Source organism: Mesorhizobium sp. M1D.F.Ca.ET.231.01.1.1, assembly GCF_003999155.2.
Classification (GTDB): Bacteria; Pseudomonadota; Alphaproteobacteria; order Rhizobiales; family Rhizobiaceae; genus Mesorhizobium.
On sequence record NZ_RZOZ02000003.1, the window covers coordinates 582988 to 596907 of the forward strand.

Consider the following 13920-nt stretch of genomic DNA (forward strand, 5'->3'; position numbering starts at 1 on the left):
TGCTCCTATGCGGATTTGCGCCTTCTATGCTTGTTATGACCGGCCGCGGCGGCCTTGGCCTTCGTCCGCGCCGACGCTTTCGATGAAGATTTGCCGGCCTTGCCGCCGCCTTCCGCGTTGAGGCTCTTCTTCAGAGCGTCGAACAGGTTGACGACATTGGACGGCTTCGGCGGCGCCTTGGCCTTGGGAGCCTTCTTGCCGGCCTTCTTGGCGCGGATCAATTCGAGCAGCGCGTCCTCATAGCGGTCTTCGAACTTCGAGGCGTCGAACTTCGTCTTCTTGCTGTCGATGATGTGCCGGGCGAGATCGATCATCTCGTCATCGGTCCTGGTTGCCTTGATGTCGTCGAAGACCGTCTCGGGCTGGCGCACGGTGTCGTCGTAGCGCAGCGTCGTCAGCACCATGCCCTTGCCGAGCGGTTCCAAGACGACAGGGCGCTCGCGTTGATAGAGCACGATGCGCGCGAGGCCGGCCATCTTCTTCGCCGCCATGGCGTCGCGGATGACGGCGAACGCCTCTTCCGACACCTCGTCCGCCGGCGAGACATAGTAGGGCGTGTCGAGATAAATCTGCTCGATCGAGGATTTCTCGACGAAGCCGTCGAGGCTCATCGTATGCGAGGACTCGATCTGCACCGCCTCGATCTCGTCCTCCTCGATATGGACGAAGTCGCCGTCGCTGACCTCATAGCCCTTGATCTCGTCGCCTTCCTCCAGCGGCTTGCCGGTCTCGGCATCGACATAGATGCGTTTGACGGTGTTGCCGGTCTTGCGGTTGAGGATGCGGAACGAAACCTTCTCGGCATGGGTGACGACGTTGGTCAGCTCGATGGCGCAAGTGACCAGCGACAGTTTCAGATAACCCTTCCAGGCGGGGCGCGGTGCCATTGCGAGCTCCTGCTGCGAACTCCTGCGCGGTGCGATCTCAATCGCAACGGATGGGGCTCGCTTGGGTTCCGGCAGGCCCGCGCCTGTCGCTGCGGCATCGCCGATCAGGCCGCCAGCAGGTTGATCCTGTTTTGCGCTATCTCGGTGAGCTTGCGGTCGGTCGCCTGCTCTTCCTTGAGGTTCTTGGCCAGCACGTTGGCGCAGTCGCTGCGGCCGAGCTGCTTGGCCCAGGCGATCAGCGTGCCGTAGCGCGTCATCTCGTAATGCTCGACCGCCTGCGCGGATGCGATCAGCGCGGCGTCGAGAACCTCCTTGTCGTCGATATCGCCGCTCACCTCATCGGCCTCCTCGAGGATGCCGTCGATGGCGGGGCAGCTGACCGCCTTGGCCTTGACGCCGTGCAGCTCGAACACCTGCTCGACCCGGTCGACATGGCCCCTGGTCTGCTCGAGGTGTTTTTCGAAGCCGGCCTTCAGCTGCGGATCGGTCGCCGCGCCGATCATCTTCGGCAGGGCCCGCTCGATCTGCTTCTCGGCATAGTAGATGTCGCGCAGCATATGGATGAAGAGATCGTCCAGCGTCTTGATGTCTTTCGAAAAGAAACCCATGGCTTTGCCTTCCATAGCTTGGTCCGGATCGGGAAATTCAATCGGCGGCGCGGCCGCCCTCGCCGCGCGGGCTCGAAGGAATCAACGTGTCCCTTCCTGACCGGTTCCTGAACCTTTCCGGATGCGCAAGGAAATTTCCGGGTGGCGGCCGGACGTGAAACAGAACCGCGTCGAAGCGACATCGAGACGAAACATATGTGATGCAAAAGTCACACAAGCCGGAATCACGACAAAAGGCGTGGAAAGACCGCGAATCAGCCGCATTCCAGCCACGAAGCAACGTGTTTCGGACCAGAAATTAACATCGCGTTCACCGACTATTCACGCCTCGACGCTATGTTCTCGGACAATTCGGAAGGGACATCCGAAAACGGGACAGGGACAGGTAAAATGAACTTCTGGAACCACATCGCCGGCTATGCCGCCGCCATCCGCGAATTCGTCGCGCCGACCTATCGGCCCGAGCGCTACTACATGCGCGGTCCCGGTCCGGCCTGCGCGCGGCGCGGCAACTCGCTCGGCATCGGCACGAACTGATCGTCATGCTCGACAGCCGCCACAATAGCCGGATCTGCAAGCCGGCCGCCGACACCCGCGCCACGACCTATCGTGACGAGCGCCCCGCCGTCGCCGACGGCAGACGTGCGACAACGCCGCGACTTTGACGCCGCCGCCGGCTGGCTTAGTGTCTGAAGGCACAAGCAGCCGGGGCCGACATGACCGACCTGGCCGAACCGAAGCGTCCCCTTATCCCAGGCCAGGCCTATGCCGCCGACCAGCCGTTGATCGTCTTCGACGGCGTCTGCGTGTTCTGCTCGGGCTTCGTCCAGACGATCGTCAAGCTCGACCGCGACAAGCGCTTCCGCTTCGCCACGGCGCAATCGCCGTTCGGCGAGGCGCTGTTTCGCAAATACGGCCTGGCAACCGACAATTACGAAACCAATCTCGCCATCATCGACGGCGCGGCCTTCACGAAGCTCGACAGTTTCGTCGCCATCATGGCCGCGCTCGGCTGGCCGTGGCGCGCCGCAAGGCTGCTGCTCGTCCTGCCGCGGCCGCTGCGCGACTGGCTCTATGACCGCGTCGCCAAGAACCGCTACGCGCTGTTCGGCAGGAAGGACAATTGCGAAATCCCGTCCGCCGAACTGCGGCAACGGCTGATCGGCTAGGGCAATTTCGGGAAAACGCGAATCGGTTTTCCGTCAGGAATTGCGTAAAAGCAAATACTTAGAGCGGTTCGGCGACGCTCCGGACCGGTTGCCGGGCACTATCGCGGCTGGCTCGTGCCGTTGCAAGGTTCGAGCACCGTCGTCTCTCCCGCTGCCTTGCCCAGCACACGGCAGCCTTTGGCGGTGCAGAGCGTCCATCCTTCCCCGGTGGCGCCGGATGCCGCGAGCACCAGGCTCGGCTGGGGTCCGATCCGGGGCGAATAGATCCACCAGCCGTCGCGCAGCACCGAGCCCTCGGGCGGTTCCATGCCGGCGCCGGAGCCCTTGACCCGCGCCGCGACGACCTGCAGCCCGGCAGGCGTGACTTTCCAGTCCTCCTGCCAGCGCGTCCGTTCCACCGAATGCGTCCAGGACAAAGTGAAGGCGGCGACGGCGAGCGTCACCGTCTTGCCGGCGGCGAGGATGCAGAGGCTCATGCAACGTCCCTTGCGGACGCCTGGCGCGCGCGCCAGCAGTGCCAGCCGATCCAGACAAGCGCCAGCGCCCAGCCGCTCTCGTCGGTGAGCGGCAGCGCCGCGACCAGGAGCACGCCGGCGGCGAAGGCGACGATGCGTTCCCACCACGCCATGCGGCGGACGAGGAAGCCGACGGCGGCGGCGCCCCACAGCACGATGCCCATGCAGGCCTTGACGACGATGTAGGCGACCTCGACCGGATAGCCGAACGAGGCGGCGATCGGGCCGGCGTCCTGCAGCATCAGCGCCGGCGTATAGACGGCCATGAACGGCACGACGAAGCCGGCGATGGCGAGCTTGGTCGCCTGGATGCCGATCTTGAGGCCGCTTTCCCTGGCCATGGGCGCAGCGGCGAAGGCGGCAAGCGCCACCGGCGGGGTGAGGTCGGCCATGATGCCGAAATAGAAGACGAACATGTGGCTGACGATGAGCGGCACGCCGAGCGACAGAAGCGCCGGGCCGGCGAGCGAGGAGGTGATGATGTAATTGGGGATTGTCGGGATGCCCATGCCGAGCACCAGGCAGGTGAGCATGGTGAGCACCAGCGACAGGAACAGATTGTTCTCGCCGATGGAGATGATCCAGCCGATGAAGGTCGAGGCGATGCCGGTCAGCGTCAGCGTGCCGATGACGATGCCGACAATGGCGCAGGCGATGCCGACCGGCAGCGCGTTCTTCGCCCCTTCGGCAAGCGAATCGACGCAGATGCGCAGCGTCTCGCGGCCGCCCTTGAAGGTGACGCAGGCGACGATGAGCGCCGCGATGACGAGGCTCAGGACGTTGACGCCGAAGCGCATGAAGGAGGCGGCGGCAAGCCCGAGCGCCAGCCAGAAGACGACGCGGAAGGCGAACGGCCCGATCAAGGCCGCCAGCGGCGTGCCGAGGATCAGCACGATTGTCAGCGCCAGGCCCATGGTGCCGGCGAAGATCGGCGTGTAGCCGGCAAAGAGCAGGTAGACCAGCACGGCAAGCGGCAGCACCAGCGGCCAGTGTTGCCGCACCGCCTCCCAGGGATTGGGGAGCTCCGCCTTGGCCATGCCGTGCAGGCCGGCCTTGCCGGCTTCCAGATGCACCTGCCAGAAACAGGCGCCGAAATAGAGCATCGCCGGGATGATCGCCGCCTTCACGACCTCGGCGTAAGGGATGTTCAGCGTCTCGGCCATGATGAAGGCCACCGCGCCCATCACCGGCGGCATGATCTGGCCGCCCATCGACGAGGTCGCCTCGACGGCGCCGGCAAAGGCCGAGCGGAAGCCGAAGCGTTTCATCAGCGGGATGGTGAACTGGCCGCTCGCCACGACATTGGCGACGCCCGAACCGGAGATGGTGCCCATCAGCGCCGAGGAGAGCACGCAGACCTGCGCCGGGCCGCCGCGCCAGGAGCCGACCAGGCCGAGCGCGAAATCGTTGAACAGCGCGATCATGCCGGCGCGTTCGAGAAAGGCGGCGAAGACGACGAAGATGAAGATATAGGCCGCCGAGACATAGACCGGCGTGCCGTATATGCCCTCGGTGCCAAAGGCGAAGGTGTCGACGAGCTGCGCGAAATCATAGCCGCGATGGATGAAGGGCGGCGGCAGGTGATTGCCGACGAAGCAATAGGCGAGAAAGAGGAAGGCGATGACCGCGAGCGGCAGCCCCATCAGCCGCCGAGCCGCCTCGAAGACCAGCACCACCAGCAGGGCGCCGACGATCAGGTCCGGCGTGGTGAGGAAGCCGGAACGGCGGATGAGGTCGGCGTAGAATATCCAGTTGTAGAGGCCGGTGGCGAAGCCCAGCGCGCCAAGCGTCCAGAACAAGGCCTTCGCCGGCATGCCGGCGGCGCGCAGATTGGCGATCAGGCCGAAGCCGAGCAGCAGCAGGAAGCCGACATGCATGGCGCGCACCACCTGGCTGGGCAGGCTGCCATAGGCGGCGATGTAGATCTGGAAGACGGAAAAGGCGACGGCGATCAGGAAGGCCGCCTTGCCGGCGATGCCTTCGCCGAAACCCGGCGGCAGGCCTTCAAGAGGCTCTTCGACAGTTGGAGAAATGACGGTCGGGGTTTCGGTCATTGACGAGTTCCTGACGTCCCTCTCCCTGGAGGGTCCCTGGAGGGAGGGTACCGAGCGGAGCGAGCCGGAGGGTCGCCGCAACCGCCGCGACCTTCGCCTCAGACGATCGAGCGCGTCGCCGAGGACCCTTCCCGGCCTGCGGCCAGCTCAAGGGGGAGGGTTACTTGATGAGCCCTTTTTCCTTGTAATATTTCTCCGCGCCGGGGTGCGGCGGCACCGGCATGCCGTTGAGCGCCTTGGCCGGATCGATCGCCTTGGCGGCGGCGTGGGCGGCGGCGAGCTGGTCGAGATGCTCGAACATCAGCTTGGTCATCTGATAGGCGGTCTCGTCGGAGACATCGGCCCTGGTGACGAGGAAATTGCCGACCGCGGCGGTCGCGACATCCTCGGCCTGGCCCTCATAGGTCCCCTTGGGAATGACGACCGAAAGATAGGGCGAGCCGATCTTGGCGACGTCCTCGGCCGGCACGGCGACGACGTTGATCGGCACCGAGGTGGCAAGGTCGCGGATCGAGGCGACGCCGAGACCCGCCGATTGCAGCGTGGCGTCGAGCTGGCGGTTCTTGATCAGCTCGACCGATTCGGCGAAGGGCAGATATTCGACGCGTCCGAGATCCTCGTATTTCAGCCCGGCGGCGGCGAAGATGGCGCGGGCGTTGAGCTCGGTGCCGGAAGCGGGCGCGCCGACCGACAGGCTCTTGCCCTTGAGATCGGCGAGCGTCTTGATGCCGGACTCCTTGCTGGCGACGATCTGGATGTAGTTGGGATAGATGGCGGCGATGCCGCGCAATTTGTCGAGCTTGCCGGGAAAGCCGGCCTCGGTGTTGCCTTCGGCGGCACGCTTCACGGAATCGCCGAGCGCGAGGGCGATCTCGCCCTTGCCCTGCTGCAGCAGGTTGAGGTTCTCGACCGATGCCTTGGTTGCCTGCACCTGGGTGCGGGCGCCTTCGATGCCCTTGCCGTAGATCTCGGACAGCGCGACGCCGAGCGGATAGTAGACGCCCAACGTGCCGCCGGTCAGCACGTTGATGAATTCCTGCGCCCCGGCCGACATGGCGCCGAGGCCAAGCGACAGCGCCAGAGCGCCGACGGCAACGAATTTCGTCCTGAAATCGCGCATATGGTTTCCTCCTCCTGAAACAGTCGCGCCGCACCGCCTCCCAGCGCGAAGCTCGGAGTTTAGACAGGAGGCGCCAAATTCCAACCCGCAATTGCAAGCGTTAGACCAATGGTTGAGAGTGCGCGAGGCGAGCCGCAGGTCCCAGCCGTGCGGCAGCGCCCGCGAAAAGATTTTTGTGGCTGCTGTCGAAATCGGCCGCGCCCACGCGACATAGGTCGGCCGCGACGATGCGGCCTTCAGCGAAACGGGAGTAGACCCATGCGTTACATGCTTTTGATCTACAACGACGAAGCCGCGATGGCGAAAGCGCCGAAGGAGCAGACCCAGCAGGTGCTTGCGGCCTATGGCGCCTATACGGAAGCGTTGCACAAATCGGGTGCGTGGCTGGCCGGCGAGCGGCTGCGGCCGACCCAGGCGGCCACGCAGGTGCGGCTGGCCAGCGGCAAGACCAATGTGCTCGACGGGCCCTACGCCGATACCAAGGAGCAGCTGGCCGGCTTCTACATGATCGAGGCGGCCGACATCGATACCGCCATCGAATGGGCGGCGCGCTGCCCCGCCGCCAGCACCGGCACGGTCGAGGTACGGCCGATCTGGGAGATGGCCGAATACATAGCCGCGTAATGGTCCGGTGATGGACGATCGCTCGGAGATCGCGCGGGCGGCGGCCGAAGCGGCCGCCCGGCAAAGCTACGGCAAGCTGGTCGCATGGCTGGCGGCCCGCACGCGCGACGTCGCCGGCGCCGAGGACGCGTTGGCCGACGCCTTCGCCGCCGCGCTCGAACGCTGGCCGCGAACCGGCGTGCCGGCGCAGCCGGAAGCGTGGCTGCTGGCGGTGGCGCGCCGGCGCGACGTGGACGCCGTGCGACGTCGGCTGACCGGCGAGGCCGCCCGCGATCATCTGAAGCTGATCGCCGAGGAAATGGAGGCGCGCATGAACGGCGAGGAGCTGCCGGACGAAAGGTTGCGGCTGATGTTTGCCTGCGCCCATCCGGCGATCGAATCGAGCGTGCGCGCGCCGCTGATCCTGCAGACGGTTCTCGGTTTCGACGCCGCGACAATCGCCTCGGCCTTCCTGGTTTCGCCGGCGACGATGGGCCAGCGTCTGGTGCGGGCCAAGGCGCGCATCCGCGAGACCGGGATTCCGTTTCGGGTGCCGGAGCAGGCGGAGCTGAGCGATCGGCTGGATGCCGTGCTCGAAGCGATCTACGCCACTTTCGCCGAGGGCTGGTCGGATCCGACCGGCACCGACAGCCGGCGGCGCAACCTGGCCAGCGAAGGCATCTGGCTCGGCCGGCTGGTCGCCTCGCTGATCCCGGACGAACCGGAAGCGCTCGGGCTGCTGGCGCTGATGCTTTTCGCCGAGGCGCGCCGCTCGGCGAGGCGCGGCCCGCAAGGCGATTTCGTGCCGCTGGCCGAGCAGGACATCGCGCTTTGGGACGACATGCTGATCGACGAGGCGGAAGCCCTGCTCAGGCACGCCGCGCAAAGGGCAATCATCGGCCGCTACCAGCTGGAGGCCGCCGTGCAGTCCGCCCATACGGCGCGCCGGCGCGGCCACGGCACCGACTGGGCGGCGATCCGCCAGCTTTATGACGCGCTGCTCTCCGTCGCCGGCTCGCCGGTGGTGGCGATCAACCGCGCGGTGGCGATCGCCGAAACCGAGGGCGCCGCGGCCGGACTGGCGGCGCTTTATGTGCTGGGCGACGACAAGCGGCTGCAGGACTACCAGCCCTATTGGGCCGCGCGCGCCGGACTCCTGGCCAGGCTCGGCAACACGAAGCACGCGGCCCAGTCCTACGACCGGGCGATCGGCCTCGAGCGCGACCCGGCGCTGCGGCGTTTCCTGCAGGCCGAACGGGGAAAGCTCGTTCAGCACTGAGGGCGAATCTCCCCTCGAGAGTTCCTCGGGGGAAATCAGGCCACAGCGGTTCCAACTATTTGTTTTTACGAAATTCCGGACGGAAAACCGTTACACACTTTTCCTGGAATTGCTCTAAGCGCCCAGCCCGTCGAACAGGATCGTCGAGAGATAGCGTTCGGCGAAGGACGGGATCACCACGACGAGGTTCTTGCCCTTGTTTTCCGGCCGCGAGCCGACGACGATCGCCGCCTGCAGCGCGGCGCCCGACGAGATGCCGACCGGCACGCCTTCGAGGCGGGCGACGAGGCGGGCATTGGCGACCGAATCTTCGTTCGAGACTCGCACGATCTCGTCATAGATCGAGGTGTCGAGGATCTTGGGCGCGAAGCCGGCGCCGATTCCTTGAATCTTGTGCGGACCGGGCTGGCCGCCGGAAAGCACCGGCGAGGCTTCCGGCTCGACCGCCACGACATGCAGCGAGGGCTTGCGCTTCTTCAGCACCTGGCCGACGCCGGTGATTGTGCCACCGGTGCCGATGCCGGCGACGAAGATGTCGACCTCGCCATTGGTGTCGTTCCAGATCTCCTCCGCCGTGGTGCGGCGGTGGATCTCCGGATTGGCCGGGTTCTCGAACTGCTGCGGGATGATGGCGTTGGGGAGCGTGGCGGCAAGCTCGTCGGCCTTGGCGATGGCGCCCTTCATGCCCTTCGGCCCTTCGGTCAGCACCAATTCGGCGCCGAGCAGCGCCAGCATCTTGCGGCGCTCGACCGACATGGTCTCCGGCATGGTGAGGATCAGCTTGTAGCCCTTGGCGGCGGCGGCGAAGGCCAGCGCGATGCCGGTGTTGCCCGAGGTCGGCTCGATCAGCGTGGTCTTGCCGGGCGCGATCTTGCCGGCTTCCTCCAGCGCCTCGATCATGGCGACGCCGATGCGGTCCTTGACCGAAGCGATCGGATTGAAGAATTCGAGCTTGGCCAGCACATTGGCGACGATGCCCTTCTCCCTGGCGAACTTGTCCAGCCGCACCAGCGGCGTGTCTCCGATCGTCTCGGTGATCGAGTTGAAGATGCGGCCGCGGCCGGGGACGCGCGCGGAGGTGACGGGCTTGTTCATTGGTTTCGCTCCCAAGGCAGTGGCATAGGCAAGACAGAATAGGGCTTTCAGCCGCGCAAGATAGGCTGCCAGCCGAAAATAACCGAGTGGGGCGGTTGCTGAAAACCACCCCACGATGGAAAACTCTCACCGGGTCCCGAAGGTCGCGATATAGCCGAAGCCTCGGCTTACTGACGAGCAGCGATCGCCGCCGCGGCCCCCATCATGAAGCCGGCGGCGGTGCGGTTGAGAATCTTCAGCGCGCGCGGCGATTTCAGGAACCAGCGCGCCTTGGCGGCCAGCGCCAGATAGGGCACCAGCACCACGAAAAGCACGACGACGGTGAGCGCCACCAGGATGCCGTAATCGGCCGGGGTGATCGTCTTCAGGTCGACGATGGTCGGCGTGATCGCAAGATAGAAGATCATCGTCTTCGGATTGCCGAGCGTCACCGTCAGCCCGGCGATGAAGCTCGCCACGAAGCCGCCCTTGCCGTTCCGCGCCTCGATCGTTTCGGGCGAGATGCCGCTGGTCCAGAAGCGCCAGGCGAGGAAAGCGAGATAGGCGACGCCCGCCCATTTGATCGCAAGGAACACCATGCCGAAGGTCTGCGCGACGAAGGCGAGCCCGAGCACCACGGCGGTGAGGTAGGTGATATCGCCGAGCATGAGGCCGAAGGACATCGCCAGCGAGGAGCGGAAGCCGGAGCCGAGCGCGCGGGCGACAAGCGCCGTCACGCCGGGGCCCGGAATGGCGGCGGCGACGCCGAGGGCGGCGCTGTAAGCGAGAAATCCAGTCAGCGTCATGTTTCGAGACCTAAGCGCGCGATCCCTCCGCCGGGATCGATCCTGAAGCGGCGGCTCAATATCACAAACCTCGCGCCCGGTTAATTCCCTTGCGGCAGGATTCGATTACACCAGCGGGCCGATCAGGACCGGCCGTCGCCGTATGTCACGCGCCAGATGGTGCCGTTGCCGTCCTCGGTCAGGATCAGCGCGCCGTCCTTAGCCACCGCCACGCCAACCGGCCGGCCCCAGACGGCGTCGTCCGCGATGACGAAGCCGGTGGCGAAATCCTCATATTCGCCGGTCGGCCTGCCGTCCTTGAACTTCAGCCGCACCACCTTGTAGCCGGTGCGGATATTGCGGTTCCAGGAGCCGTGCAAGGTGACGAAGGCATCGCCCTTGTAGTCGGCCGGCAAGCTGCCGCCTTCGTAGAAGGCGATGTTGAGCGGCGCTGAATGGGCCTGGATCAGCACGTCCGGAACCGTGACCTTGCGGGCGAGATCGGGCCGCGCGCCCTTGTGGCGCGGATCCTCGTTGCCGCCGATATAGTACCAGGGCCAGCCGTAGAAGGCGCCGTCCTTGACGGTGGTGGCATATTCGAACGGCACGTCGTCGCCGAGCTCGTCGCGCTCGTTGACGACGCACCAAAGCGCGCCCGTCGCCGGCTGCACGGTCATGCCCGAGCAGTTGCGCAGGCCGGTGGCGACCATCCTGCGGTTCTTGCCGTCGGGATCGAAGGCGAGCACGTCGGCGCGGCCTTCCTCCGCGCCCCAGGCGGCGCCGAGCGGCTGCGCTTTCGCCCAGTCCTCAAGGCCGCCCTTCGGCCTGGCGCCCATATCCTCGGCGATGTTGGAGCCGGAGCCGACCGACAGATAGAGCGTCTTGCCGTCGGGCGAGAACGCGATGTCGCGCGTCCAGTGGTGGCTCGACGGGATATTGGAGACGATCGTTTCGGGCCTGCCGGAAGCCTCGAGGTCGCCGTCGCGATAGGCAAAGCGAACGACGCTGTTGCTGTTGGCGACATAGACCCATTGCGGCTTGTCGCCCGGCGGATAGAAGGCGATGCCATAGGGCCGCGTCAGACCCTTGGCGAAGACCGATTTCTCGGCTGGCTTCGCGCTGCCCTCTGCCAGGCGGAAGACGCGGATCTGGTTCGCCCTGCTGTCGGCGACGAAGAGATCGCCGTTCGGCGCCACGCGCACGACACGCGGACTGTCGAGGCCGGACGCGACGAGCCCGGCCGTAAAGCCGGGCGGGAGAGCCGGCTTCGCGCCCTCGGGGCGATCGGTGACACCGCCGCCGTTCGAGGCGGATTCGGCGACATTCGGCTGCTGGAGATCGTCCGGCCTGATGAGACGCCGGACGCCTGGCCGGTCGGCCTTCCAATCGCCGAAGGCCTTTTCGCCGGTGAGCAAGGGCTGGCCGGCCTGCTGCGCCAAGGCGCCGGAGGCCAGGAGCAAGGCAAGGGCGGCCAGGCCTGCGATCCGTATCATGCTGTTCTCCGTCAACGGCCGACGCGCCCAGTCGCGATCAGCTCACGATCGGCGCAACCAGACAGCAAATATCGGGCAGGCGTCCCAAAAGAGAAGCGCAGGCAGGCAGATTTGACGGAAATTACCGCAGCTCAGCTGTCTTCGACGTCGAGATCGTCGTCGAGCTGCTTTTCCAACGCGACCAGGTCGGCCGGCAGCGGCAGGCCCATGGCGCGCATTTCCCTGAGCTTCTCGCGCAGCTGCTCCTGCACCTCGTGCTCGTCCTTGGGCTGGTTCACCATCTCCTCGAGCAGCAGGCTGATCTGGGCCTTGAACGATTCCAGCGCCATTTCCACCCTCCTTGCGGCGATCCCGCCCGCTCCGTCAGCTCAGCATGCGCGAAATCAATTGGGCAGTATAGTCGACCATCGGCACGATGCGGGCATAATTCAACCGCGTCGGGCCGATGACGCCGAGCGCGCCGACGACGCGCGCGTCCTTGTCGCGATAGGGCGCGACCACGAGCGACGAGCCGGACAGCGAGAACAGCTTGTTCTCCGAGCCGATGAAGATGCGCACGCCGGACCCTTGCTCGGCAAGGTCGAGAAGCTGCAGCAGCCCGTCCTGTGTTTCCAGGTCCTCGAACAGATGGCGCAGCAATTCGAGGTCGGCCTGGGCGGTGACGTTCTCCAGGAGATTGGCGCGGCCGCGCACGATGAGGCGCGCCGGCAGGCCGCTTTCGGCCCCGGCCCAGACCGCGAGGCCCTTCTCGACCAGATCCTGGGACAGCGTATCGAGGGCTGCCCTGGTCTCGTCCTTGATGCGGGCGATCTCGATGCGGGCCTCCGCGAGCGTTCGGCCGCGGATATGGGCGTTGAGGAAGTTCGAGGCCTCGTGCAGCTGCGAGACGGTGATGCCGGCCGGCAGGTCGATCACCCGGTTCTCGACATCGCCGCCTTGCGACACCAGGACGGCGAGCGCCTTGGTGGGTTCGAGCTGGATGAACTCGATGTGCTTGAGCGCCACCTCGTTCTTGGCGGCGAGCACCAGGCCGGCGCCGCGCGACATGCCCGACAGCATCTGGCTGGCCTCGGTCAGCACATGCTCCAGCGTCGCGCCCGAGCCCGAGGCGCGCACCTGCGCCTCGATGCCGCGGCGCTCGTCGTCGGACAGATCGCCGAGCTCCATGAAGGCGTCGACGAAGAAGCGCAGCCCGGTCTGGGTCGGCAGGCGGCCGGCCGAGATGTGCGGCGCGTAGATCAGGCCGAGATGCTCGAGATCGCTCATCACATTGCGGATAGTGGCCGGCGACAGCGACGAGGGCAGGATGCGCGACAGGCTGCGCGAGCCGACCGGCTCGCCGTCGCGCAGATAGGAATCGACGATCCGCCGGAAAATGTCGCGCGAGCGCATGTCGAGCGACTGCAGCACGGGCGAAGCGGGATCGACTGCCTTGTTCATTCCGGCGAGGAACCTCCTGTTGAAAGATATAGACTTAAGCCCACCCGGCGCAACCCGGTGTCCCGTTTGCGGTTAGCCGGCCGGTTTTCCCCGGCGCCCCCCTTTTCCTTTGCGCCATGCGCCGCATGCGTCTACAAGCCGGCCACGATTCCAAAAACCATAGGAAAGAAGGCCGAATGCGCCCCTCCAAACGCCAGCCCGACGAAATGCGCGCCATCTCCTTCGAGCGCGGCGTCTCCAAGCACGCCGAAGGCTCCTGCCTGGTGAAGTTCGGCGACACGCATGTCTTGTGCACGGCAAGTCTGGAGGAAAAGGTGCCGGCCTGGATGCGCAATTCCGGCAAGGGCTGGGTGACGGCCGAATATGGCATGCTGCCGCGCTCGACCGGCGAGCGCATGCGGCGCGAGGCCTCGACCGGCAAGCAGGGCGGCCGCACGCTGGAGATCCAGCGGCTGATCGGCCGCTCCTTGCGCGCTGTTGTCGACCTGCAAGCGCTGGGCGAGCAGCAGATCACCGTCGACTGCGATGTCATCCAGGCCGACGGCGGCACCCGCACCGCCTCGATCACCGGCGGGTGGGTGGCGCTCTACGATTGCCTGCGCTGGATGGAAGCGCGCCAGATGGCCAGCGTCTCCAAGGTGCTGAGGGACCACGTCGCCGCGATCTCCTGCGGCATCCATGACGGCCAGCCGGTCATCGACCTCGACTATCTGGAGGATTCCTCGGCCGGCACCGACGCCAATTTCGTCATGACCGGCAAGGGCGGCATCGTCGAGATCCAGGGCACCGCCGAGGGCGAGCCTTTCTCGGAAGAGCAGTTTTCGGCGCTGATGGCGCTCGCCAAGAAGGGCATTTCGCGGCTGGTGAGCCTGCAGCAGATGGCTGTCGCATAG

At 65.9% G+C, this 13920-nt stretch carries 15 protein-coding genes; 5 read left to right on the plus strand and 10 right to left on the minus strand.

Features of this window, described 5'->3' with window-relative positions:
- Window positions 1–5: 5 nt before the first annotated feature.
- The gene (locus tag EN874_RS12355) at window positions 6–887 is read right to left on the minus strand and encodes a Ku protein (RefSeq protein ID WP_127424986.1); all 882 of its coding nucleotides are present in this window, start codon (window positions 885–887) and stop codon (window positions 6–8) included.
- Between the two features lie 104 nt (window positions 888–991).
- Window positions 992–1495: a ferritin-like domain-containing protein gene (locus EN874_RS12360; protein WP_126086686.1), complete on the minus strand. Its 504-nt coding sequence runs from the start codon at window positions 1493–1495 to the stop codon at window positions 992–994.
- A 390-nt stretch (window positions 1496–1885) separates the two neighbouring features.
- On the opposite strand from EN874_RS12360, the gene EN874_RS12365 reads away from it, so the two are divergent.
- A complete protein-coding gene (locus EN874_RS12365; RefSeq protein WP_127424987.1) occupies window positions 1886–2032 on the plus strand; it encodes a hypothetical protein in 147 nt (48 codons plus the stop codon).
- Window positions 2033–2211: 179 nt separating this feature from the next.
- Window positions 2212–2664 (plus strand): DCC1-like thiol-disulfide oxidoreductase family protein, encoded by a 453-nt coding sequence (locus EN874_RS12370; RefSeq protein ID WP_127424988.1) that lies wholly within the window; start codon window positions 2212–2214, stop codon window positions 2662–2664.
- 98 nt (window positions 2665–2762) lie between these two features.
- Here EN874_RS12370 and EN874_RS12375 read toward each other — a convergent pair whose 3' ends face one another.
- From EN874_RS12375 to EN874_RS12385, 3 genes are all read right to left on the minus strand, one after another.
- Complete coding sequence (locus EN874_RS12375) at window positions 2763–3140, minus strand: DUF1850 domain-containing protein (protein WP_127424989.1); 378 nt, start codon at window positions 3138–3140, stop codon at window positions 2763–2765.
- Complete coding sequence (locus EN874_RS12380) at window positions 3137–5233, minus strand: TRAP transporter permease (protein ID WP_127424990.1); 2097 nt, start codon at window positions 5231–5233, stop codon at window positions 3137–3139. Before EN874_RS12380 ends, EN874_RS12375 begins: the two co-directional genes overlap by 4 nt.
- 160 nt (window positions 5234–5393) lie before the next feature.
- Window positions 5394–6353, minus strand: a complete 960-nt coding sequence (locus tag EN874_RS12385) for a TAXI family TRAP transporter solute-binding subunit (protein WP_127424991.1) — start codon at window positions 6351–6353, stop codon at window positions 5394–5396.
- Window positions 6354–6611: 258 nt separating this feature from the next.
- On the opposite strand from EN874_RS12385, the gene EN874_RS12390 reads away from it, so the two are divergent.
- Together EN874_RS12390 and EN874_RS12395 are read left to right on the plus strand one after the other, a co-directional pair.
- Window positions 6612–6977 (plus strand): YciI family protein, encoded by a 366-nt coding sequence (locus tag EN874_RS12390; protein WP_126086692.1) that lies wholly within the window; start codon window positions 6612–6614, stop codon window positions 6975–6977.
- A 10-nt stretch (window positions 6978–6987) separates the two neighbouring features.
- Window positions 6988–8235, plus strand: a complete 1248-nt coding sequence (locus EN874_RS12395; RefSeq protein WP_127424992.1) for a DUF6596 domain-containing protein — start codon at window positions 6988–6990, stop codon at window positions 8233–8235.
- Between the two features lie 114 nt (window positions 8236–8349).
- Here the strand turns inward: EN874_RS12395 and cysK are convergent, their stop codons facing one another.
- From cysK to hrcA, 5 genes are all read right to left on the minus strand, one after another.
- Window positions 8350–9330 carry a cysteine synthase A gene (gene cysK, locus EN874_RS12400; protein WP_126086694.1) on the minus strand — a complete coding sequence of 327 codons (981 nt, stop codon included), beginning with the start codon at window positions 9328–9330 and terminating at the stop codon, window positions 8350–8352.
- A gap of 167 nt (window positions 9331–9497) precedes the next feature.
- Window positions 9498–10115: a LysE family translocator gene (locus EN874_RS12405; RefSeq protein WP_127424993.1), complete on the minus strand. Its 618-nt coding sequence runs from the start codon at window positions 10113–10115 to the stop codon at window positions 9498–9500.
- A 122-nt stretch (window positions 10116–10237) separates the two neighbouring features.
- Window positions 10238–11587 (minus strand): sorbosone dehydrogenase family protein, encoded by a 1350-nt coding sequence (locus EN874_RS12410; RefSeq protein WP_127424994.1) that lies wholly within the window; start codon window positions 11585–11587, stop codon window positions 10238–10240.
- Between the two features lie 131 nt (window positions 11588–11718).
- Entirely contained in the window at window positions 11719–11916 is a 198-nt protein-coding gene (locus tag EN874_RS12415; RefSeq protein ID WP_126086697.1) for a hypothetical protein, read from the minus strand.
- A 34-nt stretch (window positions 11917–11950) separates the two neighbouring features.
- Window positions 11951–13027, minus strand: coding sequence for a heat-inducible transcriptional repressor HrcA (gene hrcA, locus EN874_RS12420; protein ID WP_126086698.1), 1077 nt, complete (start codon window positions 13025–13027; stop codon window positions 11951–11953).
- A gap of 176 nt (window positions 13028–13203) precedes the next feature.
- On the opposite strand from hrcA, the gene rph reads away from it, so the two are divergent.
- A complete protein-coding gene (rph, locus tag EN874_RS12425; protein WP_126086699.1) occupies window positions 13204–13920 on the plus strand; it encodes a ribonuclease PH in 717 nt (238 codons plus the stop codon).

What these genes read in the sequence shown, in the direction of transcription:
- EN874_RS12355 (WP_127424986.1), bottom strand. Translation starts at nt 887, where the DNA reads ATGGCACCGCGCCCCGCCTGGAAGGGTTATCTGAAACTGTCGCTGGTC.
- EN874_RS12360 (WP_126086686.1), bottom strand. Translation starts at nt 1,495, where the DNA reads ATGGGTTTCTTTTCGAAAGACATCAAGACGCTGGACGATCTCTTCATC.
- EN874_RS12365 (WP_127424987.1), top strand. Translation starts at nt 1,886, where the DNA reads ATGAACTTCTGGAACCACATCGCCGGCTATGCCGCCGCCATCCGCGAA.
- EN874_RS12370 (WP_127424988.1), top strand. Translation starts at nt 2,212, where the DNA reads ATGACCGACCTGGCCGAACCGAAGCGTCCCCTTATCCCAGGCCAGGCC.
- EN874_RS12375 (WP_127424989.1), bottom strand. Translation starts at nt 3,140, where the DNA reads ATGAGCCTCTGCATCCTCGCCGCCGGCAAGACGGTGACGCTCGCCGTC.
- EN874_RS12380 (WP_127424990.1), bottom strand. Translation starts at nt 5,233, where the DNA reads ATGACCGAAACCCCGACCGTCATTTCTCCAACTGTCGAAGAGCCTCTT.
- EN874_RS12385 (WP_127424991.1), bottom strand. Translation starts at nt 6,353, where the DNA reads ATGCGCGATTTCAGGACGAAATTCGTTGCCGTCGGCGCTCTGGCGCTG.
- EN874_RS12390 (WP_126086692.1), top strand. Translation starts at nt 6,612, where the DNA reads ATGCGTTACATGCTTTTGATCTACAACGACGAAGCCGCGATGGCGAAA.
- EN874_RS12395 (WP_127424992.1), top strand. Translation starts at nt 6,988, where the DNA reads ATGGACGATCGCTCGGAGATCGCGCGGGCGGCGGCCGAAGCGGCCGCC.
- cysK (WP_126086694.1), bottom strand. Translation starts at nt 9,330, where the DNA reads ATGAACAAGCCCGTCACCTCCGCGCGCGTCCCCGGCCGCGGCCGCATC.
- EN874_RS12405 (WP_127424993.1), bottom strand. Translation starts at nt 10,115, where the DNA reads ATGACGCTGACTGGATTTCTCGCTTACAGCGCCGCCCTCGGCGTCGCC.
- EN874_RS12410 (WP_127424994.1), bottom strand. Translation starts at nt 11,587, where the DNA reads ATGATACGGATCGCAGGCCTGGCCGCCCTTGCCTTGCTCCTGGCCTCC.
- EN874_RS12415 (WP_126086697.1), bottom strand. Translation starts at nt 11,916, where the DNA reads ATGGCGCTGGAATCGTTCAAGGCCCAGATCAGCCTGCTGCTCGAGGAG.
- hrcA (WP_126086698.1), bottom strand. Translation starts at nt 13,027, where the DNA reads ATGAACAAGGCAGTCGATCCCGCTTCGCCCGTGCTGCAGTCGCTCGAC.
- rph (WP_126086699.1), top strand. Translation starts at nt 13,204, where the DNA reads ATGCGCCCCTCCAAACGCCAGCCCGACGAAATGCGCGCCATCTCCTTC.